This is a genomic window from Actinocrispum sp. NPDC049592, assembly GCF_040675465.1.
Lineage (GTDB): Bacteria > Actinomycetota > Actinomycetes > Mycobacteriales > Pseudonocardiaceae > Kibdelosporangium.
Genome location: NZ_JBFAPA010000012.1, coordinates 62,635 through 83,776 on the forward strand (window position 1 = coordinate 62,635; position 21,142 = coordinate 83,776).

The following is a 21,142-nucleotide window of genomic DNA, read 5'->3' on the forward strand; positions in this document are numbered from 1 at the left end:
GTCAGGGCGCGACCAGCGCGTCCGACTGACCCGCCCGGCGCAGCGACTCGGCGACGAACCCGTTCGCCTTCAGCTCGTCGACCAGCTCGCCGAGGAACCGGATGGCTGCTTGCGGCCGGTTCCTCGGCGTTCCCACGGCCTGCCGGATCTGCATGAACCGCTCGCCGATCAACCGGACGTCGGGGTTGGCCTCGACGAACGCGGTGACCGGCTGGCGGATCCCGGCCAGCGCCTCCAGGCGCTGGGCGCGGAAGGCCTCGGTGTTCTCGGTGCCACGGACCAGTTCGGCGAACTTCAGCGTCCGGGTCAGGTACAGGTCGTACGCCGAGCCCTTCTTCACGCCGATCCGCACACCTGGGCTGTCCACGTCCGCGACCGTCCGCAGCCCGGAGTCCTGCGGCACAGCGAAAACGCCCTCGATCACGACGTAGGGCGCGGTGAACGCCACCTCCGCCTCGCGGGCCGGTTCGATGGCCAGGAAACAGATGTCCGCCTCGCCCGCGGCCATCGCCTCCACCGACTTGCGCGCCGCGTCGAAGCACAGCAGCTCAACCGGCACGCCCAGCCGCGCGCCGGCCTCCCGCGCGATGTCGACAGTGACCCCAGTAGGCGCTTCTGGTGTGCCCTGGGCCAGCACGGGGTTGCCGAGGTTGATCGACGCCCGCAGCACACCGGTCGGCGCCAGGTCCTCCATGATCGTCATACCGTCAGACTAGAGCCGCGAGCCCGAGGAGAAACCGGCCGTGCGGATCGTGCGGGTCGTGGGTCAGCGGGGTCGCGGCGAGCACGATCGCCAGCGCCTCGCACCACGCCCAGAGCCGGTCCCGGTCGACGTCCGGCACGCGTTTGACCAGCTCAGCGACTCTTTGCCGGGCCTCGGTCTCGTCCAGCACACCGGTGAGCACCCAGTCGACCAGGTCGAAGGTCTGGTCACCCAGGCACGGCCGCGGGTCGATGGCGACCGGGCCGCGCGTGGTGCGAAGCACATTGCCCAGGTGCAGGTCGCCGTGGACCAGGCCGGAGTGGCCGCCGACGGTCAGCGCCCGGGCGGCCGCGCGGCTCCTGGCCAGCAGGTCCTCCGGCAGGCGGGCCCGCCGCCCGGTCAGGTCGAAGATCAGTTCGGTGCGTTCGGTGAGGGTAGGGATGCCGCCCATCCCCGGCACGCGCAGCTCGGTGAGCAACGGAATCACCTCATCGAGCGACCATTCGGTATCCATCAGGCGGTGCGCCTGGGGCAGCCACTCCAGCAGCAACGCACCGTGCTCGATGTCCGCGTCGAGCAGATCCACCGAATACCTGGTCCGGGCCCACGCACGCAGGGCCAGTTCCTCCTGCCGGGCGATCCCCGGATCGGGTGTCAGCTTCAGGACGGCATGGGCTTTGTCCGTCTCGCACAACAACACGACGGAGGTCGCGCCCGCGGGCAGCTGCTCGACCGGCCGCAGGCGCCACTGCCCGGCCAGTTCGTCGATCAGCGCGTCCAGGCCGTCGAGCCAGCCCTCGGCCAGCCCGCCGAACCGGGTGACCAGCCTGGTCCGCGACAGCCCCATGATCCGCATTCGTCACCCCAGTCGCAGTGGGAACGGCACCTCGGCGATCAGGTCCTCCGGCGCGGACAGCCGCCACGCCTCGTAGACCAGTTCGGCCAGCTCGTCCGCCTCGATCCCGGCCAGGTAGACCACCACCCAGCCGAACCCGCCCGAGGTGAACTGGATCTCGAACACGTCCGGGCGCTCGGCCACGAGGGCCAGCTGCTCGCTGATGGTCTGCTTGAGGCCGACCGTCTCGGTTCGCGGCCAGTAGTACCCGAACCGCTTGCCGTGCACGCTGAACGTCGTGTACCGCCCGCCCTTGGCCCGCTCCACCCCGGCGAGGGCGTCCACGATCCGGTCAAAGTCCTGACTACGCACGGCCACGGGAGCAGTTTAGGGCTGCTTCACCAGGATGGCCCGGGTGTACAGCAGGTCGAAGCCCCGGCGTTGCGCGTTCTGCTGTGACTTGGAGCCGGGCTGGGTGATGATCACCGCGATGTCCGCTCCGGCCTCGGCGAGATCCGCCAGGCGCGCGGACAGCAACGCGGTCTGCACACCCCTGCGGCGATGCGCGGGCGCCGTCGCCGCGCCGTTGAGCTGCGCGACGCCCTCGGTCATCCGGCAGCTCGCCGCCCCGACCAGCTCACCTTCGCGCAGGGCCACGTACCGCGACGATCCGGGTCCCGAGAGGTCCTTGACGGCGTTCGCGAGGATCTCACAGGGGAACTCCTCGTGCGACGGCACACCCTGGTCGTCCGGGTGCGCGAACCCGTCGACCAGCACATCCAGCCAGGCCTCGAAGTCCTCGTCGGTGCGCCGCACCGTTATCCCAGGCGGGGCGATCCGTTCACAGCCGCCGTCGAGGGACAGGCCCAGCACGTTCTCGAACGACACCAGCTGGTAGCCGCGTCCGGTGAACGCCGCCGCGACCGCCGGGTCGGCCAGCGTGGAGATCTCGGCCTGGACCGGGAGGTCACCGAAGGCGCGCTCGATCTCGTCGAGCTCGGCCTTGGTGGGTACGCCGTCGAAACCCAGGCCCGCCAGCTTGTTCAGCGGGGAGCCATCCTCCGCGTTGCTGGCGATCCCGCCCGCTACCGGGATGGCGATGCCCGTCGCGCCGCGCCGGCGCGCCGCCTCGTTGCCGCTGCGGACCAGGTCGACCTCCGCGCGCTCGATCCGGGCGGCCAGCGCGACATCACAGAACAAGGACACGCCTTCCATTGTGGAGGCGGGCGCCACCGGTTTTCAGCCCGCCGGCACGCCGGTGATCTCGACCTGCTTGCCGCGGGTGGCGTACTTGGTCGCGATCGTGCGCAGGGCGGCGACCGAGGAGGCGTCCCAGATCCGAGCCTCGGACAGGTCGATCACCACCTTGCCGGGGTCGTTGGGGTAGTCGAACTGGTACATCAGGTCGTTGCTGGAGGCGAAGAACAGCTCCCCCTTGATCGCGTAGACGACCTGGCTGTTGTCCTCGCTCGTGGCCGCGGTGACGTCGACCTTGTGCGCGACCCGGCGGGCGAAGACCACCATCGAGATCAGCGTGCCTGCCACCACGCCGATGGCCAGGTTGTGCGTGGCCACAACGACTCCGACGGTCAGCACCATCGCGGCGGTCTCGCCGATCGGGGTGTGCCGCAGCGTGGCCGGGGCGATGCTGTTCCAGTCGAACGTGGTGACCGCGACCAGGACCATGACCGACACCAGCACGGCCATCGGGATGCCGGACACGATCGGCCGGAACACGATGCACAGCACGATCAGGAACGCACCGGCCAGGAAGGTCGACAGCCGGGTGCGGGCGCCGCCGGTCTTCACGTTGATCAGCGTCTGGCCGATCATGGCGCAGCCGCCCATACCGCCGAAGAACCCGGTGACGACGTTCGCGATGCCCTGGCCGACCGCCTCGCGCTTCTTGTTCGAGTGGGTGTCGGTGATGTCGTCGACCACCCGCGCGGTCATCAGCGACTCCAGCAGACCGACGACGGCGAATGCCAAGGCGTACGGGGCAAGCAGGGCGAAAGTGTCCACAGTGAACGGAACGTCCGGGATACCGGGGGTGGGTAGCGCGCTCGGCAGCGCGCCCTTGTCGCCGACCGTGGGAACCGAGATCCCGGCGGCGATGGTGAACGCCGTGAGCACTGCGATGGACACCAGCGGCGCCGGGATCGCTTTGGTGACAGCGGGAAACAGGATGATCAGCACGAGCCCGGCGGCGAACAGCGGGTAGACCTGCCAGGGCACGTTGACCAGGTTCGGCAGCTGCGCGAGGAAGATCAGGATGCCCAGGCCGTTGAGGAACCCGGCCATCACGCTGCGCGGCACGAACCGCATCAGCTTCGCGACCCCCAGCGAGCCGAGGACGATCTGGAACAGGCCGCCCAGGATCACCGCCGCCACCAGGTGGCCGAACCCGTACTCGCGCGCGATCGGCGCCACCACCAGGGAGATCGCCCCGGTCGCCGCCGAGATCATGGCCGGCCGGCCACCGGCGATCGAGATCACCACGGCCATGGTGAACGACGTGGTCAGGCCCACACTCGGGTCGACACCGGTGATGACGGAGAACGCGATCGACTCCGGGATCAGGGCGAACGCGACCACCAGAGCGGACAACACCTCGGTCCGTACAGTCCTCACGAATGACCTCACCTGTCCGGGCGCCTTTGTCGTGGCGCGCAATCCACAGTGGACTCGCCAGGCGACTCCGGTACGACGGTAGCCCCGCCGGTCCTATGGATTCCCCTCGTTGTGCGGGCGGATGATGAGGGTCCATGAACACGTTGACGACCGCGCAGAGCTCGGCGCTGGCCGACGCGGCGCAGGGCCGCGTCCTGTTCCACAACGGGCTCTGGGGCGCTTCGATGGGATATGTGTGGGCGGGGCCGACTCCCGGGCGCGGGAGCGGGCCGGTGCCGAAGAAGGTGGGTGACGCGTTGGATTCGCTGTCGCGGCTGGGGTTCGTCCGGGTGTTGCCGGGTGCGAGCGGGACCGATGTCCCTGTCGTGGCAACGGAGTCGGGCAAGGCGGCGCTGGGGTCGCGGTTCGCCTCGCCGGTGGCGAGCTAGTCCGTTACCCTGGGGTCGGTGATCCCCACTTCTTTCGGTGTGCAGCTGCCTTCCTGGGTCGTCGACGAGGTGGGCGCGGTGTCGTCGCCCGATGTCGAGGAGCGGATGCGGCTCGTGCACCGGTTGGCCGCCCGCAATCCGGTTGAGGGCTTGGGCGGGCCGTTCGCCGCGCTGGTGTCCGATCAGGACGGTCACATCGTGTCGGCCGGGGTGAACCTTGTGCTGGCGTCGAACATTTCGTCCTCGCACGCGGAGATCCTCGCCTTGACGTTGGCGCAAACACGGCTGGGGACTTGGGATCTGAGCTCGGCCGCGGGGGCGCCGTACGAGTTGATGGTGAACTGGCGCCCGTGCGTCATGTGCTATGGCGCGGTTGTGTGGTCGGGCGTGCAGCAGTTGACCATCGCCGGGTCCGGGCCCGAGCTTGAGGAGCTGACCGGGTTCGACGAGGGGCCGATGCGCGACGACTGGCGATCGCAGCTGGAGGAGCGCGGGATCTCCGTGCGGGACAACGTGTTGCGCGAGGAGGCGCTGGCGGTGTTCCGGGAGTACGGGGAACGCTCGGACGTGACCGTCTACAACGCTCGGGGTACTAAGTAGACAGTCATGGCCTAGCGCCGGCCTGAGCATCCGCAACCAGCTCCCCGGGCAGGTCACCGGCCCCGACGGAGGTTTCCACGGTCGCTGAAACGCTGGCCAGCACTCCCCGCACTCTCGTAGCTTCAACGGAAACGATTGCAGGGGAAGGGGAACTATGCGTTGGGGTGCGGGGATCGCGGCCGCGCTGGTGGTGGGGGCGATGGTGGGGCCGGTGGCGCGGGCGGCGGATGTGTTCACGGTGTACATGTCGGCTACCGGGTCGGATGCGGCGAGTGGGTTGTCGCCTTCGGCTCCGGTTCGGAGCCTGGTGCGGGTGCAGGAGGTGTTGCGGGCCGCCAAGCCGTCGACGGATGTGGAGATACGGATCAAGCAGGGCACGTATGAGGCGCCGCCGATGCAGGACTGGCGGTTCTACGTGCCCGGGCACACGGTGTCGTTCATGCCCATCGACTACACGTACGGGGAGGGGCAGGGTGGGATCGCCGGGCGGCCGATCTTCCGGAACGTGCCCAGCGAGCCGTCCGGGTTCTGGTTGCAGCCGCGGTTGCCGCTGGATCACGCGGATCCGCTGTACGAGGGCGGGACCACCGGTCTGCGGTTCTACTACCTGCAGGTCGAGCAGTACTCAGCCGGCGGGATGTCGTTCTTCGGCGACTCGGAGCGGGATGTCACCGATGAGACGTACAACCCGCCGATGCGTCAACGGGGCAGCAAGGGCATGAACGGCAACACGGTGTTCGGCATGGTGTTCACCCACCTGGGCAGCAAATGGGCGCCATGCGGGGCGACCTGCTACGGGTGGGGCGCCATCGTGCTGACGAACTCGTCGGACAACCGGATCGCCAACAACCACTTCACCAACATCGAGAACCACGGCGCCTACGCGGGCCACATCCACGGCCTGTACGTGACCCACTTCAGCTCGAACAACACCATGAGCGGCAACGACTTCACGTACATCAACGGCGACCCGGTGAAGATCCGCGACCGCAGCAACCTCAACACCGTGGAGGCCAACACCTTCGTCCGCACCGGCCGCGCGGGCTTCTACCGCGACGAGTTCTGCGACATGACATGCGTCCGCGCCAACCCCGGCCTCGAACGCCAATGCGCCTCGTACCACAACCGGTTCGCCAACAACCACCTCATCTCCGACTACGACGGCGACAACAGCAGCGAAGCCTGGACCCTCTCCCCCACCGGCCTCACCAACGCCGGCGGCGCCCCCTGCACCATCCCCACCGGCGACCAACGCCTCCACACCGCCGGAAACACCACCACCTGACCAGGCGCTCGGCCTCGGGAGTGGTTCGATTTTGTGCGGGGTGGCGGCCCACATAGGCTTTCCGGCGGGGCAGCTCGCCAGACCTGCCCCTTTTTCTCCTGCCCGTGCGCCGCAGGGATCCCCGCACAAAATCGAACCACTCCCGAGGCCCCAGCACCCACCTTGCACAATGGACGCATGTCCCGACGCACAGCCCTCTTCCTGACCGCCTTCGGTGTCTGGTCCTGGATCATCTGGATCACGTTCGCCAAGAACCTCTGGGACTCCGACCGCGCCTGGACCCCCACCGGCGCCCCGACCGGCTACTTCATCGTCCACGCCATCCTGACCGTCGTGTCCTTCGTCCTCGGCACCATCATCGGCGTGATCGGCTGGCGAGCCCTGCGCACCAAACAGTCAACCAACAGCTGACCGGTCGCGGCATTGTGGGCAATGGCTGGCGGGGCGGTGTAAAGCCCTTGTGAGTGGGGCTTATGATTGCCCTGAGCAAGTGTTTCCAACCTGGGGGATTTTCTGATGCGTATTCGTGTGGGGATTTGCTGTGCGCTTGTGGTGGTGGGGGTCGCGGGGTGTACGGGAGGTGGGGGTTCGGGGACGCCGTCGGTGGCGCAGACGACGGGGGCGGTTGTGACGTCGGTGAGTGCGCCAGTTAGTCCGACGCCGACGACGACGGAGATGCCGTACCTGACGGTGACGCCCGTGCTGGAGTTGTCCGACCAGACGACGAAGCCGGGGGCGAAGCTGAAGTTCGGGCAGCAGGCGGTGATTCCGTTCTACAGCCGGTACGCGAAGGGTCTCGTGGGGATCTCGGTCACTGTGGACAGCGTGAAAGCGCCCGATGCGGATGTCGACGGCCTGCCGTTGAAGGACGAGGACAAGGCGAAGATCCGCGGGAAGTACTTCTTCTTCGTCAAGGAGACCCTGACCAACATCGATGGCGCCAATCTTGCGGGTATTCAGGCGCCCACGTTGATGGCCACCACCAAGAGCGGCGGTTTTCCCGGAACCCTGTTCAGCATCGGCCGCGAGATCACCGTGACCGGCTGCGCGGAGCACATCTTCGCGCCGGACGACTTCGCCGCGAAGGGCGCGGTCTACGAGACCTGCCGGCTGCAGTTCGGCGTTCCGAACGACCCGATCGCGTCGCTGATGTACACCGGCAAGCCTTATGACACTGCCGACAAGTCCGTGACCTGGCGAAAGTAGAGCCAGATGCACGCGGGTCATATCGGCCCGCCGAATCGAGAAAGACGTTGCCCGCCAGAATGATCCACCAAACCGAACGGACCCGGCGGTTGCGTTGGGACATCCGTGTTCGCTAGGTTTCCGCGGGGGCCGATCAGGTTGACGCGCAAGGATGTTCGTGCATGAGGCTTCGTTATGCGGCTGGTGCGGTACTGGCATTGACCCTTGCCGCCTGCACGAGTTCCCCGGACCAGATGCCCGGTCTGGCCGTGCCGAGCATGGACGCCGGCGGTATCGAGATCTCCACGGGAAACACCGCCCAGCAGAGTTTCTCGATGCCGCCGCCCCCGGTCGCGAGCATCAGCGGACCGGCGGCCCCGCCGAACACCACGACCACGACGAACCCGGCCGCGCCGCCGCCCGCGCCGCCGCCGAACAACGCGCCGCCGGTCAACCAGCCCAAGCCGGGCCCGCAGGTCCAGCCGAACGCGACCGGCCGGTTGCTGATGTTCAGCGCCCGCGACAACGAGCCCCGCGGCAGCCGCGACATCGCCTACCCGAACGTCCTGCACGGCCAGGCCGGCGGCTCGGGCACGTTCGGCGACCCGATCACGTTCGCCACCAGGCAGAACGCGATGCGCCCCGGCACCCGGATCTACGTGCCCGACTTCAGGCGCTACTTCATCCTCGAGGACGTCTGCGGCGACTGCGGCAGCGGCGACCTCAAGCTGTGGGTGGGCGCGGCCACGGACAGTGGCGTGAGCAGCTGCGAACAGGCCCTCCAACGCACCGCGCCCTACCAGCTCAACCCGCCCGACGGCCTGCCCGTCGTCAGTGGCGACCTGTACCAGAACGGCCGCTGCTACCGTCCGTAAGCACCCGCACGAGGTTGGCGCCGAGCACCTTGCGCGCCACCGCCGGGTCCATCCCCCGCTCCAGCAGCGAGGACGTCACCAACGGCATACCCGCCGGGCCTTCCAGGCCGGGCACGTAGACCTCGGTGTCCAGGCCTTCCACGATCAACGGCCGGTCACAGGCCGGAACCGTCTCGGCGAACACCTCGGCGACGAAGTCGCTGCCCAGGCCGACATGATCGGCACCGGCGATGTCCACTGTGTACTCGATGTGCTCGGCCAAGTGATCCACAGTGGGCTTCTGCGTGGTCAGGAACCCGGCGAAGAAGTTCACGCAGATCACCCCACCGGTCGCCGCGATCGCGCGCAGCTGTGAGTCGGTCAGGTTGCGGTGGTGCTCACGCAGGGCGAACGCGCTGGAGTGCGTCGCGATCACCGGGCGGGTGGCCAGCTCCAGGATGTGCTCCACACTGGACCGGCCCACATGGGACACGTCGATCAGCACGCCCAGCTCCTCCAGCAGGCCGACCGCCTCGACCCCGGCCTTGGTCAGCCGGCTGCCGGTGCCGTCCTCACCGGACCCGTCGGCCAGCGCGGACCGGCCGAAATGCGTGAACGACACGATCCGCACGCCGAGCCGGGCCAGCGTCTCCAGCAGCTCCACGTCCTCGTCGATCTGCGGGCACCCCTCCAGCGCCAGGACCAGCGCGATCCGCCCGGACGCCAGCGCCGCGCCGATCTCCGCCCCGTCCCGGCAGACAGCGACCAAGTCGGCGTTGCCCTCGGCGATCCGGTGCGCGGCCTCGATCATCCGCAGTGTCTGGCGCAACGCGCCTTCGGGGCGGAACTCGTCGTCGACGAACACGGGCAGCACCTGCACGTTGATCCCGCCGTCACGCAGCTGCGGGTACCAACGCTCGCGGAAGTACCGCACCCACACAGACCGTGGCCGGCGGGCTACCAGCATGAGCAAATCGTTATGCGCATCGGCGACTACGGCGTCCTGATGGAGGGTCATGTGTCCAGAATGGCCCACTCAGTGGGCTACTGTGATGCCGTGAGCAGCGGCAGACCCGTGCCGAACGTGGTGCGCATCTACGACGCGCTCCTCGGCGGCAAGGACAATTACGACGCCGACCGCGAGGTTCGCGACCGGTTGCTGCGGATCGACCCCCAGTTCCCGGCGGCCGCACGGGACATCCGCGACTTCAGCTCCCGGGTGGTGCGTTTCCTCGCCGGTCAGGCCGGGATCAGCCAGTTCCTGGACTGCGGGCCCGCGTTGCCGTACGGGGAGAACACGCACGACATCGCGCTGCGGCTGAACCCCGAATCGTCCGTGGTCTACGTGTCCAGTGACCAGCTCGTCGTCGCCTACGGCCGGGCGCTGCTGGCCGACAACGACCGCACGCACATGGTCGACGTGAACATCACGCGTCCCGAGCGGGTGTTCGCCGATCCGATCATCCGCAAGCACCTCGACTTCGACCAGCCGGTGGCGTTGCTGCACATCGGCACGTTGCACCACTTCCCGGACGAGTTCGACCCGTGGGGCGCGATGGCGCAGGCCATCGACCACCTGGCGCCCGGATCCTATGTGGCGCTGATGCACGGCCTGCAGCCCGAGCCGGACAGCGACCTGGCTCAGGTGGCCCAGGACGTGCACGACGTGTACATGAGCGTGATGCCCCGCGGCGGCGGCTGGTTCCGCACGATCGACCGGATCCACGACATGATGCCCGGGCTGGAGCTGCTCGAACCGGGCATGGGCCCGATCGCCGACTGGTGGCCGGACGGCCCGCGGGCCCGCCCGCTCGGCGCGATGCAACGCCTGTTCGTCGGCGCCGTCGGCGTCAAACCGTAGGAGAAGGGCACGCCCCCTGGACGTGCCCTCCGCTCTTGGCCGGCCGGCTCAGCCGGTGATGGAGATGTCGTCGAGCTGCTCGGCGGCGGGCCGGACCGGGTAGAGGTCGCCGCCGGGTGGGGCGGGGACCTTCGGCAGCGCCGCCTTGGCCGCCTTGTCTCCGGCGTCCGCGGCCGCGTGCACGCTGTCCTTCGCCGCGTACTGCAGGAAGTTCAGCTCCTGGTACGGCCAGAACGACTGGCCGCCGGTCGCCGCGGGCAGGATGAAGTCCACCGCCTTGACCAGGCTGCCGCCCTGCGGCGTCTGGTAGGACCACAGGTCGATGCCCACGTGCTTCGCGACCTGGGCCAGGCGGGTCAGCGCGACCAGGTTGAACGTGAAGTAGTGGTAGCTGCGGGTCCGGGTGGCCTCCATGGGCTGGCTGCCGTCGGCCGCGATCTGCTTGTCCAGCCGGTTGGTCTTCGCCTTCTCGACGATGTCCTTGGCCACCTGCTGCTGACCCGTGTAGATGGCGATGCCGCCCATCAGCATGTCCAGGAACGTGCCGTGGTTGTTCTGCTGGCCGGCCTCGTCCTTGCCGTTCTTGCTGGTCTGCAGCCAGGTCAGGAACTCCTTGGACCACGCCTTCATGGTGGCGTCGTCGTTGCGGGTCCAGCCGGGCGCGCCGGTGTTCAGGATCGCGGCCGCGTCCAGGACCTGCGTGAACGTGTAGGAGAACTCGATGATGCCGATGCCCCGCCCGTCGGTCTGGCACGGGATGCCCTGGGCGAAGTTCATGTTCGGGTTCATCTTGGTGGCCGGGTCCAGGAACCAGGTCCGCAGGTCCAGGGCCGCGCGCTTGGCGTACTTCGCGTCACCGGTGTAGTACCAGGCCAGGGTCAGCTGGTAGATCGCGGTGAACGCGGTCAGCCGGGACGCCTTGTCCGGGATGGCGTCGGTCGCCGGGTTGCGCACGCCGTCCTTGTTGACATACGGGCAGCCCTGCGGGTTGTCCGGGGTCTGCGGCTTGGTCGGCCAGTAGTACGGCGCCAGGCTGAGGTAGTCGTGCCGGTCCCCGCTGGGTGGCACCTGGGTCTTGTCCATCACCGACCATGGGCCCTTGGTCAACGCCGCGTTCGCCTGCACCAGCAGGTCGTTCAGCGATGTCCGCAGCGCCCGGTCGCCGAACAGCAGCCCGATCCGGTTGCGCGCCAGCCGGTCGCCGTCGAGAACGGCGGTCCTGGGCGGGCACAGCTGGGACAACACGGGCAGGGAACAGAGGCTGTTCGCCGTCTGGTCGGACGTGGGGGCCGCGGAGGCAGGGCTGGCGGTGGAGACCACGAGCATCGTTCCCACTGTCAGGAACACCCCGACGGCTCTGCGGAACGAACTGAGTGGCAACACTGCGACTCCATTCATGTATATGAAACAGGGACATATACGTGAAGCCACCGTAGCGCCGCGCCGTCCGGAACTCCAGACCCCGCGCGTAGAGTCCCGTTGCGATGCGCCGACGAAAGCCCGCTTCCCCGATCCCGCCACGACATGGCCTCGATGCCGCGCGCCTGAAACTGCCCATCGAGGGGCCGTGGCAGACCCTGCTGGAGCACCTGGTCGAGCGGCTGCCGCGGGTGGCGCCGGACCGGATCGAGCAGATGTTGCGCGAGGAACGGATTTTCGGCGAGCACGGACCGTTGCATGTGGACACAAGGTACGAACCCGGCTCGTACATCTGGTTCCACCGCGACCTGCCGGACGAGGTGCCGGTTCCGTTCGAAGTGTCCGTTGTGTACCAGGACGAGCACCTTGTCGTGGTGGACAAGCCGCACTTCCTGGCCGCGATCCCGCGTGGCAAGCACATCCGGGAGACCGCGCTGGTCCGGTTGCGGCACTCCCTGAACCTGCCGCAGTTGTCGCCCGCGCACCGGCTCGACCGGGTCACCGCCGGGCTGATGATGTTCGTCAGCACGCCGCCGGCGCGGGGCGCGTACCAGACGCTGTTCCGGGATCGCAAGGTGCACAAGGAATACGAGGCCATCGCACCCTACTCGGCGGACCTCTCGCTGCCCCGGACCGTGCGGAGCCGGATCGTCAAGGAACGCGGAGTCATTGTGGCGCAGGAGGTTCCCGGTGAACCCAACGCGCGCACGTATGTCGAGCTGGTCGAGCACCGCGACGGGCTCGGCCGGTACCGGCTCGTTCCCGCGACCGGCCGGACGCACCAGCTCCGCGTCCACATGAGCGGTCTGGGCATCCCGATCCTCGGCGACGACTTCTACCCGGTGCTGCATGAGAAACCGCTCGACGACTTCACCAACCCGTTGCAGCTGCTGGCGAAGGTCCTCGACTTCGACGACCCGTTGACCGGTGAGCACCGCCGTTTCACCAGCGGCCTACGCCTCGAGGCCTGGACCACCTCGTGAGTGGTTTCGCTTGTCAGAACGAGCAAAACCACTCACGAGGGTCGGGGCGGCCGCGCAGGCTCGCGGCCGCCCGGCCGGTCAGCTCTTGCTGAGCGCGGTGATGGTCATGCGGCCGCCACCGGTGTCCGTCGTGCTCACATCGGACTGTTGGTAGTCACCGGCCTGCCAGCGGACCGGGAACCCCTTGAACGACGAGTTCATCGTGATCGTCTTGCTGCCGGAACGGCCGTTGTAGCTCGCCGACGTGACGAAACTGCTGCCGTTGGCGGTGATCGTGTACGAGAATGTCGCGTTCAACGGGACACCAGTGAGGACGGTCGCACTGTCCGTGCCGGGCACCGTCGGGTTCGTGCGCACCACGACGCTGATGGTCCCGTTGTTGTAGTGCAGCATCAGCAGCGGGATCGAGGATTTCGAGCCGCTGCAATGGATCTGGCCGATGATGATGTCGTGTGCCGACGGCAGCTGCTGCACCTTCAGCGTGGCGCTCAACGTGTGCGAGCCGGAGCCCGCGGTGAAGTCGCTGTTGGACACCAGCTCCGTGCGGGCGTGTTTGGAGTTCGTCGTGGTGGCACCGTGGGTGGGGGCCCAGAAGGTCAGGCTCCCGTCGGAGTTCCGCACCAGCCACGGCGATCGGACCACCGCCGGGTTCAGCGTCACCGCTGCGTTTCCGGTCGGCTGGCCGGACGAGTTCACCGGGAGGGTCAGGCGCCACCCGCTGAGTGAGACTGTCGCGGCCAGCGCTGTGCCCGGGATCAGCGCGCCGGCGGTCACCGCGACCGCCGCCACGCCCAGCATTCGCCGGGACAGCCCGGCTTCAGGACGTCCTTGTCCGTCCACTGTGTTCACCTCTCGCGCAGGGTTCAGGAATGTGAACAAGTGACATAACTGTGAAATTGTCTAGACCAGGGTAAACACAGTGGCGAGAACGTGTCCAGATGCCTTCCGGGATTGGCCCTACTGTCGCGATCATGGTGATCTCGCGGTTATTCCGCTCATCGGTACTCGCCGTGGCGGCCCTGTCCGTGTCGGCGCTGACGCCCGCGGCGGACGCCACTCCCGCGCACAGAACCCTTCCGGCGCATGTGTTCTCGCCGTACTTCCAGAGCTACAACCCGGGCGACCCGGCCACGCAGGCGCTCGAGTCGGGGGCGCGGTTCGTGAACATGGCGTTCCTGCAGACCGAGGTGACGGGCTCCTGCGACGTTCTGTGGAACGGCGACCCGAAGACCCCGGTGTCGTATGGGTTTTACGGCGAGTCGATCAATCGGCTGCGCGCGCACGGCGGCGACGTCGCCATCGCGTTCGGCGGCGGCTCGGCCTCCGGGCTGAACACCGACATCGCCGACAGCTGCACGGATGTCGACAAGATCGCCGCGGAGTTCCAGCGCGTGGTCACGACCTACGACATCACGCGGATCGACCTGGACGTCGAGGGCGGGATGCTCAAGAAGCCCGAAGGCGTCGACCGCCGCAACAAAGCGATCGCCAAGCTCCAGACCTGGGCCCACCGCGCCGGCCGCCCCCTCGAAGTGGTCTACACCCTCCCAGCCGGCCCGAAAGGCCTGGAACAAGAGAGCATCGACCTCCTGGCGAACGCGATCACCAACAACACCAAGGTCGACATCGTCAACATCATGACGTTCGACTACTGGGACGGCAAACACCACGACATGACCGCGGACACCATGACAGCCGCACAGGGTCTGGTCGATACACTGCGCACACTCTATCCACAAAGGACACAGCGGCAGCTGTGGAACATGGTCGGCGTCACCGAGATGATCGGCATGGACGACTACGGCTGCTGCGGCGAGACCGGCCCACCCGAGATCTTCACCCCGCTCGACTCCCTGAAGGTCACCGCTTGGGCGTGGCGGAAGGGAATCGCGGAGCTGTCGTTCTGGGCCTTGGGACGGGACAACGGAAACTGCCCCGGCCAGCACAGCGGCGACTGCTCCGGCGTCGAACAGACCCAATGGCAGTACTCCCGAACCATGTCCCTCTTCACCCACACCTGGTGATCCGTGCAGGCCACGGGACGCGCCGCGACCCGTGGCCCACCAGGCAGTCAGAAGTCCGGACAGAGGTACTTCCGTACGACATCCAGGACCCGGCCGGACTTCTCGGCGCCGTACCCGTACGGATGCGATGCGGAACTGAACCGCTGCTGGGTCAGTTTCACGAGCCGCGCACGGTCATCCGGCCGGCTCTTGACGCTCGAACACTGGTTCCGTCCCCGGTCGACGGCCTTGCCCCGCTCCTTCCCGTGCACGAGAGCGGGTTCGATCTCCCCCAGCGCAGCCAGATAGGCCGCCTCGGTGGCAGCATCAGGACGCGGTGGAATACCCGCGTTCTCCTCGGCCGCGCGCAGGTCGGACGGACTGATCGATGCGTGTCACGTGGCCCACTGGTGTTGACGGCTTGCGGCGACGCGTTCTGTCAGTATGGGTGGGTGGAGTCGACGCGGGTGGATCGGTGGTTGTGGGCGGTGCGGCTGACGAAGACGCGGTCGGACGCGGCCGCGGCGTGCCGGGGTGGGCATGTGCGCGTCAACGACCGGCCGGCGAAGGCGGCGACGTCGGTGACCCCGGGTGACGTGGTCCGCGCGAGGGTCAACGGGATCACCAAGACGGTCGAGGTCACCAGGGTGATCCAGAAACGGGTCGGGGCCGCCGACGCGGTCACCTGTTTCATCGACAAGACCCCGAAGCCGCCGCCCGAGGCAGCGGCCGCGATCCCGGTGGCGATGCGCGACCGCGGGGCGGGCCGCCCCACCAAGCGGGACCGCCGCGTGCTCGACAAGTTCCGCGCCGGGTCCTGATAGATGCATATGTAAGCTAAAGATCGTGCCCAGAGGACCTGCCGGGGTCAACGTCCGCGCCGCAGTCGCCGTCCTGGCGTTCTCCGGGATCCTGAGCGCGTTGATGCAGACCCTGGTCATCCCGTTGGTGAGCGATCTGCCGCGCCTGCTGAACACCACGCCGGACAACGCCTCCTGGGTGATCACTTCGACGCTGCTCGCGGCCGCGGTCACCACCCCGATCAGCGGCCGGCTCGGCGACATGTTCGGCAAACGCCGGATCCTGGTGCTGTGCATCGTGTTGCTGATCGCCGGTTCGGTGGTGTGCGCGCTGACCGCGTCGCTGCCCATCGTGATCGTCGGGCGTGCCCTTCAGGGCGCGGCGACCAGCGTGATCCCGCTGGGTATCAGCATCCTGCGGGACGAGCTGCCGCCCGAACGGGTGGCCAGCGCGATCGCGTTGATCAGCGCCACGCTCGGCGTCGGCGCGTCGGTCGGCCTGCCGGTGTCCGCGTTGGTCGCGCAGAACTTCGACTGGCACATCATGTTCTGGTTCGCCGCGGTGATCGGCGCGGTCGCGCTGGTATTGGTCCTCGTCGTGGTGCCGGAGTCGCCGGTGCGCAGTCCCGGCCGGTTCGACGTGGTCGGCGCGATCGGCCTGACCGTCGGCCTGGTGTCGCTGCTGCTCGCGCTCACCAAAGGCGCGTCGTGGGGCTGGACCAGCGGACGGGTGATCACGCTGCTGGCCGTCGCGGTCGTCGTGCTGGTGTCGTGGGTCTGGTTCGAGACCCGGGTGGCCGAACCGATGGTGGACATCCGCGTGACGGCGTCGCGGCCCGTGCTGCTGACCAACCTGGCGTCGATCATGACCGGCTTCGCGATGTACGCGATCGCCCTGGTCCTCCCCCAGCTGCTGCAACTGCCCAAGTCGACCGGGTTCGGGCTCGGCCAGTCCATGGTCGTCGCGGGCCTGGTGCTGGCGCCGTCCGGGCTGGTGATGATGTTCCTGTCCCCCGTCGCCGCACGGATCACCAACACCTACGGCCCGCGCACCACGCTGTTGTCCGGCCTGGTGATCATCATGGTCAGCTACCTGGCCGGGACCGTGCTGATGACCCAGATCTGGCAGCTCGTGATCATCTCCTGCGTCAACGGCGCCGGGGTCGGCCTGGCGTTCGCCTCGCTGCCCGCGTTGATCATGCGGGTGGTGCCGGTGCACGAGACCGGCGTGGCCAACGGCCTCAACGCGTTGATGCGGTCCGTCGGCACCTCGCTGGCCAGCGCGACCATGTCGCTCGTGCTGACCACCCTGTCGCTGCCGTCGTTCCGGCTGGCGTTCGGCATCGGCGCGGGCGCGGCGGTGGCCGCGATGGCGCTGGCGGTGTTCATCCCCGCCCGCGCCCGCACCGGGACGGCCGAACCGGTCAGCCTTGCTTCCAGGTGATCTCGGTCTTCTTCAGGTCCACGTAGAACGAGAACTCCACGTCGACCGCGCTCTGCCCGGGCGGGGCCAGGTAGACGTTGCAGTCGTTGTAGGACTCGCCGACCGCGAGCGTCTCGGGCACGTCGCCCTCGCACAGCTTGAACGTGCCGATCAGGTTGAGCTTGCCCAGCTCGTCGCCGGCCGCGTTGTGCACCTCGATCAGGCCGAAGATGCCGCCCGGCTTCATCGGCTTGGGCCCGGCGTTCTTGAACGACATGGTGACGTAGTACGGCTCGCTCGTCTTGGTCTGCGCGTCCAGGTTGAAGTTCTTCATGTCGCTGATCGCGCCTTTTTTGACCGACACGTTCGTGACCGTGAGCTTGGTCGTCTCCTTGCTCCCGCTTTCGGTCTCGTAGTTGACCGTCGCGGGCTGGCCGACCGACAGCTTGGTCCCCGACTTGGTCACCTCCCCGCCGTCACCGGCCGCGACCGCGGCGGAACTGGCCGCGGCGCTCGGCTTCTCGCTCGGCGCGGCCGCGGAGGACGCCGGGGAGGTGGGGCCTCCGGCGGCCTGACCGGACACAGTGGACTGACACGCGGCGAGCGCGAGCGCGCCGGCCCCCACCAACGAAATGATCTTCCAGCGACCCATGGGTGCACCATATGGCGGCGATGGGCCGCCGCAGATTGTCCGAAAGGGCAGACTTTGGGTTGACCCGTCCGGCCCCTGGCGAAAAAGCCCCTGCAATTGCTAAGGACGGTCGCGCCCAGGTCACGGGACGGCGGCCCGAAGATTACGGCCCGGGCGCGGGCGCCGCCAGTGGCCGGGCCCCGCGCGCGGCAGGGCCCGGCGCACATGGGGGCTACAGCCGGATGGACTTCTTGTTCATGAACTCCTCGATCCCGGCCGCGCCGAGCTCGCGGCCCATGCCGGACCGCTTGATCCCGCCGAACGGCAGGTCGGCCTGGGAACCGCCGGCCCGGTTGAGGTAGACCATGCCCGCCTCGAGCTGCTCGGCAACCCGGCGGTTGCGCTGCGGGTCGGTGCCCCAGACGCTGGCGCCCAGGCCGAACGGCGAGTCGTTGGCGATGGCGATCGCCTCCTGTTCGTCCCTGGCCCGGAAGACCAGCACGACCGGGCCGAAGATCTCCTCGTAGTAGGCGTTCATGTCCGGCGTCACGTCGGTCAGCACGGTCGCTTCGAGGTAGGCGCCCGGGCCGATCCGGTTGCCGCCCGCGCGCAGCGTGGCGCCCTGCTGGACGGCGGTCTCGACCTGGCCGTGCACCTCATCGGCGGCCGCGATCGACGCGAGCGGCGGCAGCGTCGTCGTGGGGTCCGCCGGGTCGCCCGCGACGAAGTAGTCGGCCACGTGCTTGCTCAGCTTCTCGACGAAGTCCTCGTACAGGTCGTCGAGCACGATCATCCGCTTGGGCGCGTTGCAGGACTGGCCGCAGTTGCGCATCCGGGCGGTGGCGGTCTGCCGGACGGTCTGGTCCAGGTCGGCCGAGTCGAGCACGATCAGCGGATCCGACCCGCCCAGCTCCAGAACGGTCCGCTTCAGGTTCTTACCGGCCTCGGCGGCCACCGAGATGCCCGCCTGCTCACTGCCGGTCAACGAGACACCCACGATCCGGGGATCCGCCAGCACGGCCGGGATCTGGCGGCTGGCGGCGAACGTGTTGACGTACACGTCCTCGGGCACGCCGGCGTCGTGCAGGATCCGCTCGATCGCGGCCGCCGAGCGCGGGCAGATCGAGGCGTGCTTGAGGAGGATCGTGTTGCCCAGCACCAGGTTCGGCGCCACGAACCGGGCCACCTGGTAGCACGGGAAGTTCCACGGCATGACCCCGAGCAGCGCGCCGATCGGCTCCTTGGTGATCACCGCCTCGCCGCCCTTGATGGTCAGCGGCTCGTCGGCCAGCAGATCCGGCCCGTTGGTGCCGTAGTAGTTGAAGATGTCCACGACGATGCCGATCTCGCCGCGGCCCTCGTTGATCCGCTTGCCCATCTCCAGGGTCATGATCCCGGCCAGCTCGTCCGCGCGCTCGGCGAACAGCTCCGCGGCGCGCAGCACAATCTTGGCGCGTTCGGTGACCGGCCGCCGCCGCCACTCCTTGTACGCGCGGTGGACCCGGTCGATCGCCGCCCGGACCTCCTCGTCGGTCGAGTTCGCCGTCTCCTCGATCAGCTCTCCCGTGGCCGGGTTGGTGACTGTGTACATAAGGGCGCGAGCCTCCGTTCGCGGCTGACAGGACCGCCCCCATCATAGTCGACCGTATACTGCATACAACTAGAGTTCGCCGCGCAGTCACCGGCTGTTAGTGCACGTCCGACTCCGCTACCTGCCATAACGTCTCGTCAGCGATGACGTACACGTTCGGGCCAACCTTCGCCGCGGCGGTGACCGTTCCGGTGATTCCCGACGCGTCCAGCACGGTCCCGGTGTCGGTCTGGGCGATCTTGACGTGGCCGTTGTCGGTCACGATCTGGGTCAGGTGGCCGCCGATGTCGATGGGCGGGGCCAGCCTGGCGTTGTCCGGTACGGCGATGCCGGGGGTCTGCTTGACGCGGGTCCAGGTGTCGCCGGTCGACTGCCAGACCGCGAGCTTGCCGTCGACCGAACCGGCGACCGCGCACATGTCATCGGCGCAGTGGATCGCCGCGGTGACACCGGACTTGCCCGCGTCCGGCAGGGGTGTGCTCGTCCAGCCGGTGTTCCCGGACCTCGACCGCCAGACGATCGGCAGCTGACGGGTGTCCGCGGGGTCGATCTTCAGCTGGGTGCCGGCGATCAGGATGCTCTCGCCCCTGGCCGAGACGCCTTTGGCGAACCCCAGCGCCTGGCGGGTGCTCTCCAGCGGGGTGCCCGCCGAGTTCTGCCGGGTCCAGGTGACGCCGTCGCTCTCCTCGGTCCACACGTTCACGTCCAGCCCGACCTGCGCGCTCTCCCACGACCCGATCAACGCCGGACCGACCGGCGTGACGACCGCGCCGACCAGCTCCCCCGCGCCCCAGCCGCCGAAGACGCTGAACCCCTGCAGCTTCTCGGTGATCCCGGTACCCGATCCGGTGAACACCGACCACCGGACGTTGGAGTGCGCGCCGCCGCGCTGGCCGCCGAGTCCCACGATCCGCCGACCATCGGAGTCGATCGAGTACCACTTCGCCACCGCACCGTAAGGGCTCACCGACGTCACCGGGATCTCCCGGACGGACCCGTCGTTGCCCCGCCGCACCAGCCCCGGCACGACCTGCGCGCCGTCCCGGCGGGTCCCGACGAGCAACGCGTCACCGTCCATGGCCAGCACCACGGCGGCTCCGGGCACGTCCACCTTCGTGAACCGCACGCCAGCAGGGGTCTCCGGTCCGCACCCGGCCGCCAGCAACGCACCGGCCAGCAGGATCACCATTGATCGCATACCCATATGTGTCACGAGCGGGACGCCCGGTTCCCGGTGTTCCCCGGTATCACTGAGAACCATGACCTCGCACGAAGCGTTCTGGGAAGGCGTGTACGGCAACGCCTCGCCACACCCGGGCCCTCCGCACGAGCTGGCCGTGGAGCTGGCGGACCGGCTCGAGCCCGGCAGCGCCGTCCTGGAGCTCGGCTGCGGCTGGGGCACGGACTCGCTGTACTTCGCCGCCCGGGGCCACACGGTGACGAGCTGCGACTTCGCGCCGTCCGCGCTGGCGGCGTTCGCGGCCGACGCGGCCCGGCTCGGGATCACCCAGCGGCGGCTCGACACGTCGCAACCGCCCTACCCGTTCGCCACCGGGCAATTCGACGCCGTCTACGCGCGGCTGAGCCTCCATTACTTTCCGCTGGAGGTGACCGGCGCCATTTTCGCCGAAATCTCACGGCTCCTGCGCCAAGGGGGTGTTTTTCTGAGTCTGCACAATTCAGTGCGTAATCCGGAGAGCGAGACCGGCGTCCGTTTGGCGGAACGCTACCGGGAGCTGGCGCCCGGCCGCCGCAAACGGTACCTGACCACAGCGGACGCCGATCTGCTTGCCCGGCCCCATTTCCGCGAGGTGACCAGCGCTTACGTGGTCACCGCCGATCCCGGTGAAGATCGCACATTGGTGCGGCTCGCCGCCGTTCGTTAAACCGCGCCTCTGCCGTCCGCACAA

The 21,142-nt window shown here is 68.3% G+C and carries 23 protein-coding genes; 12 read left to right on the forward strand and 11 right to left on the reverse strand.

Annotation, left to right across the window (positions count from 1 at the left end; genetic code table 11):
- Position 1 precedes the first annotated feature (1 nt).
- From AB0J95_RS28025 to AB0J95_RS28045, 5 genes are read right to left on the reverse strand one after another with little or no spacing between them, the layout of a single operon-like run.
- Positions 2 to 703 (reverse strand): transporter substrate-binding domain-containing protein, encoded by a 702-nt coding sequence (locus AB0J95_RS28025; RefSeq protein WP_364763934.1) that lies wholly within the window; start codon positions 701 to 703, stop codon positions 2 to 4.
- A 4-nt stretch (positions 704 to 707) separates the two neighbouring features.
- A complete protein-coding gene (locus AB0J95_RS28030) occupies positions 708 to 1,559 on the reverse strand; it encodes an aminoglycoside phosphotransferase family protein (protein ID WP_364763937.1) in 852 nt (283 codons plus the stop codon).
- Positions 1,560 to 1,562: 3 nt separating this feature from the next.
- Positions 1,563 to 1,916 carry an MmcQ/YjbR family DNA-binding protein gene (locus tag AB0J95_RS28035; protein WP_364763940.1) on the reverse strand — a complete coding sequence of 118 codons (354 nt, stop codon included), beginning with the start codon at positions 1,914 to 1,916 and terminating at the stop codon, positions 1,563 to 1,565.
- Between the two features lie 9 nt (positions 1,917 to 1,925).
- Positions 1,926 to 2,753 (reverse strand): GNAT family N-acetyltransferase, encoded by an 828-nt coding sequence (locus AB0J95_RS28040; protein WP_364764621.1) that lies wholly within the window; start codon positions 2,751 to 2,753, stop codon positions 1,926 to 1,928.
- Positions 2,754 to 2,777: 24 nt separating this feature from the next.
- Positions 2,778 to 4,169 (reverse strand): SulP family inorganic anion transporter, encoded by a 1,392-nt coding sequence (locus tag AB0J95_RS28045; RefSeq protein WP_364763943.1) that lies wholly within the window; start codon positions 4,167 to 4,169, stop codon positions 2,778 to 2,780.
- A gap of 134 nt (positions 4,170 to 4,303) precedes the next feature.
- Between AB0J95_RS28045 and AB0J95_RS28050 the strand changes: the two genes are divergently transcribed.
- The 6 genes from AB0J95_RS28050 to AB0J95_RS28075 all read left to right on the forward strand — a co-directional run bounded on the left by AB0J95_RS28050 (position 4,304) and on the right by AB0J95_RS28075 (position 8,542).
- The gene (locus AB0J95_RS28050) at positions 4,304 to 4,597 is read left to right on the forward strand and encodes a hypothetical protein (RefSeq protein ID WP_364763946.1); all 294 of its coding nucleotides are present in this window, start codon (positions 4,304 to 4,306) and stop codon (positions 4,595 to 4,597) included.
- Positions 4,598 to 4,615: 18 nt separating this feature from the next.
- Entirely contained in the window at positions 4,616 to 5,197 is a 582-nt protein-coding gene (locus AB0J95_RS28055) for a nucleoside deaminase (protein WP_364763949.1), read from the forward strand.
- 154 nt (positions 5,198 to 5,351) lie between these two features.
- Positions 5,352 to 6,482 carry a right-handed parallel beta-helix repeat-containing protein gene (locus AB0J95_RS28060; protein WP_364763952.1) on the forward strand — a complete coding sequence of 377 codons (1,131 nt, stop codon included), beginning with the start codon at positions 5,352 to 5,354 and terminating at the stop codon, positions 6,480 to 6,482.
- A 177-nt stretch (positions 6,483 to 6,659) separates the two neighbouring features.
- The gene (locus AB0J95_RS28065; RefSeq protein WP_364763954.1) at positions 6,660 to 6,893 is read left to right on the forward strand and encodes a hypothetical protein; all 234 of its coding nucleotides are present in this window, start codon (positions 6,660 to 6,662) and stop codon (positions 6,891 to 6,893) included.
- A gap of 225 nt (positions 6,894 to 7,118) precedes the next feature.
- Positions 7,119 to 7,688, forward strand: coding sequence for a hypothetical protein (locus AB0J95_RS28070; RefSeq protein ID WP_364763957.1), 570 nt, complete (start codon positions 7,119 to 7,121; stop codon positions 7,686 to 7,688).
- A gap of 161 nt (positions 7,689 to 7,849) precedes the next feature.
- Positions 7,850 to 8,542 carry a hypothetical protein gene (locus AB0J95_RS28075; RefSeq protein ID WP_364763960.1) on the forward strand — a complete coding sequence of 231 codons (693 nt, stop codon included), beginning with the start codon at positions 7,850 to 7,852 and terminating at the stop codon, positions 8,540 to 8,542.
- On the opposite strand, the gene AB0J95_RS28080 is transcribed toward AB0J95_RS28075, so the two are convergent.
- Positions 8,499 to 9,539 carry a dipeptidase gene (locus AB0J95_RS28080; RefSeq protein WP_364763963.1) on the reverse strand — a complete coding sequence of 347 codons (1,041 nt, stop codon included), beginning with the start codon at positions 9,537 to 9,539 and terminating at the stop codon, positions 8,499 to 8,501. The two genes, AB0J95_RS28075 and AB0J95_RS28080, sit on opposite strands and share 44 nt — an antisense overlap.
- 39 nt (positions 9,540 to 9,578) lie before the next feature.
- Between AB0J95_RS28080 and AB0J95_RS28085 the strand changes: the two genes are divergently transcribed.
- Entirely contained in the window at positions 9,579 to 10,382 is an 804-nt protein-coding gene (locus tag AB0J95_RS28085) for an SAM-dependent methyltransferase (protein ID WP_364763965.1), read from the forward strand.
- Between the two features lie 48 nt (positions 10,383 to 10,430).
- Here the strand turns inward: AB0J95_RS28085 and AB0J95_RS28090 are convergent, their stop codons facing one another.
- Positions 10,431 to 11,765, reverse strand: coding sequence for an alginate lyase family protein (locus AB0J95_RS28090; RefSeq protein WP_364763968.1), 1,335 nt, complete (start codon positions 11,763 to 11,765; stop codon positions 10,431 to 10,433).
- Positions 11,766 to 11,866: 101 nt separating this feature from the next.
- On the opposite strand from AB0J95_RS28090, the gene AB0J95_RS28095 reads away from it, so the two are divergent.
- Positions 11,867 to 12,784: an RluA family pseudouridine synthase gene (locus AB0J95_RS28095; RefSeq protein WP_364763971.1), complete on the forward strand. Its 918-nt coding sequence runs from the start codon at positions 11,867 to 11,869 to the stop codon at positions 12,782 to 12,784.
- A gap of 78 nt (positions 12,785 to 12,862) precedes the next feature.
- On the opposite strand, the gene AB0J95_RS28100 is transcribed toward AB0J95_RS28095, so the two are convergent.
- Positions 12,863 to 13,624: a polysaccharide lyase family 7 protein gene (locus AB0J95_RS28100; RefSeq protein WP_364763973.1), complete on the reverse strand. Its 762-nt coding sequence runs from the start codon at positions 13,622 to 13,624 to the stop codon at positions 12,863 to 12,865.
- A gap of 131 nt (positions 13,625 to 13,755) precedes the next feature.
- Here AB0J95_RS28100 and AB0J95_RS28105 point away from each other — a divergent pair, with 131 nt between their 5' ends.
- The 3 genes from AB0J95_RS28105 to AB0J95_RS28115 all read left to right on the forward strand — a co-directional run bounded on the left by AB0J95_RS28105 (position 13,756) and on the right by AB0J95_RS28115 (position 17,031).
- Positions 13,756 to 14,808: a chitinase gene (locus tag AB0J95_RS28105; protein ID WP_364763976.1), complete on the forward strand. Its 1,053-nt coding sequence runs from the start codon at positions 13,756 to 13,758 to the stop codon at positions 14,806 to 14,808.
- Between the two features lie 431 nt (positions 14,809 to 15,239).
- On the forward strand, positions 15,240 to 15,608 hold the full coding sequence (locus AB0J95_RS28110; protein WP_364763979.1) for a S4 domain-containing protein: 369 nt from the start codon (positions 15,240 to 15,242) through the stop codon (positions 15,606 to 15,608).
- Between the two features lie 25 nt (positions 15,609 to 15,633).
- A complete protein-coding gene (locus AB0J95_RS28115) occupies positions 15,634 to 17,031 on the forward strand; it encodes an MFS transporter (protein WP_364763982.1) in 1,398 nt (465 codons plus the stop codon).
- Here AB0J95_RS28115 and AB0J95_RS28120 read toward each other — a convergent pair.
- The 3 genes from AB0J95_RS28120 to AB0J95_RS28130 all read right to left on the reverse strand — a co-directional run bounded on the left by AB0J95_RS28120 (position 17,012) and on the right by AB0J95_RS28130 (position 20,430).
- Positions 17,012 to 17,662 (reverse strand): hypothetical protein, encoded by a 651-nt coding sequence (locus AB0J95_RS28120; protein ID WP_364763985.1) that lies wholly within the window; start codon positions 17,660 to 17,662, stop codon positions 17,012 to 17,014. The genes AB0J95_RS28115 and AB0J95_RS28120 overlap by 20 nt on opposite strands.
- 211 nt (positions 17,663 to 17,873) lie before the next feature.
- Positions 17,874 to 19,232, reverse strand: a complete 1,359-nt coding sequence (locus tag AB0J95_RS28125; protein ID WP_364763988.1) for an NAD-dependent succinate-semialdehyde dehydrogenase — start codon at positions 19,230 to 19,232, stop codon at positions 17,874 to 17,876.
- 97 nt (positions 19,233 to 19,329) lie between these two features.
- On the reverse strand, positions 19,330 to 20,430 hold the full coding sequence (locus tag AB0J95_RS28130) for a hypothetical protein (protein WP_364763991.1): 1,101 nt from the start codon (positions 20,428 to 20,430) through the stop codon (positions 19,330 to 19,332).
- Positions 20,431 to 20,491: 61 nt separating this feature from the next.
- Here AB0J95_RS28130 and AB0J95_RS28135 point away from each other — a divergent pair, with 61 nt between their 5' ends.
- Entirely contained in the window at positions 20,492 to 21,118 is a 627-nt protein-coding gene (locus AB0J95_RS28135) for a class I SAM-dependent methyltransferase (RefSeq protein ID WP_364763994.1), read from the forward strand.
- Positions 21,119 to 21,142: the final 24 nt, after the last annotated feature.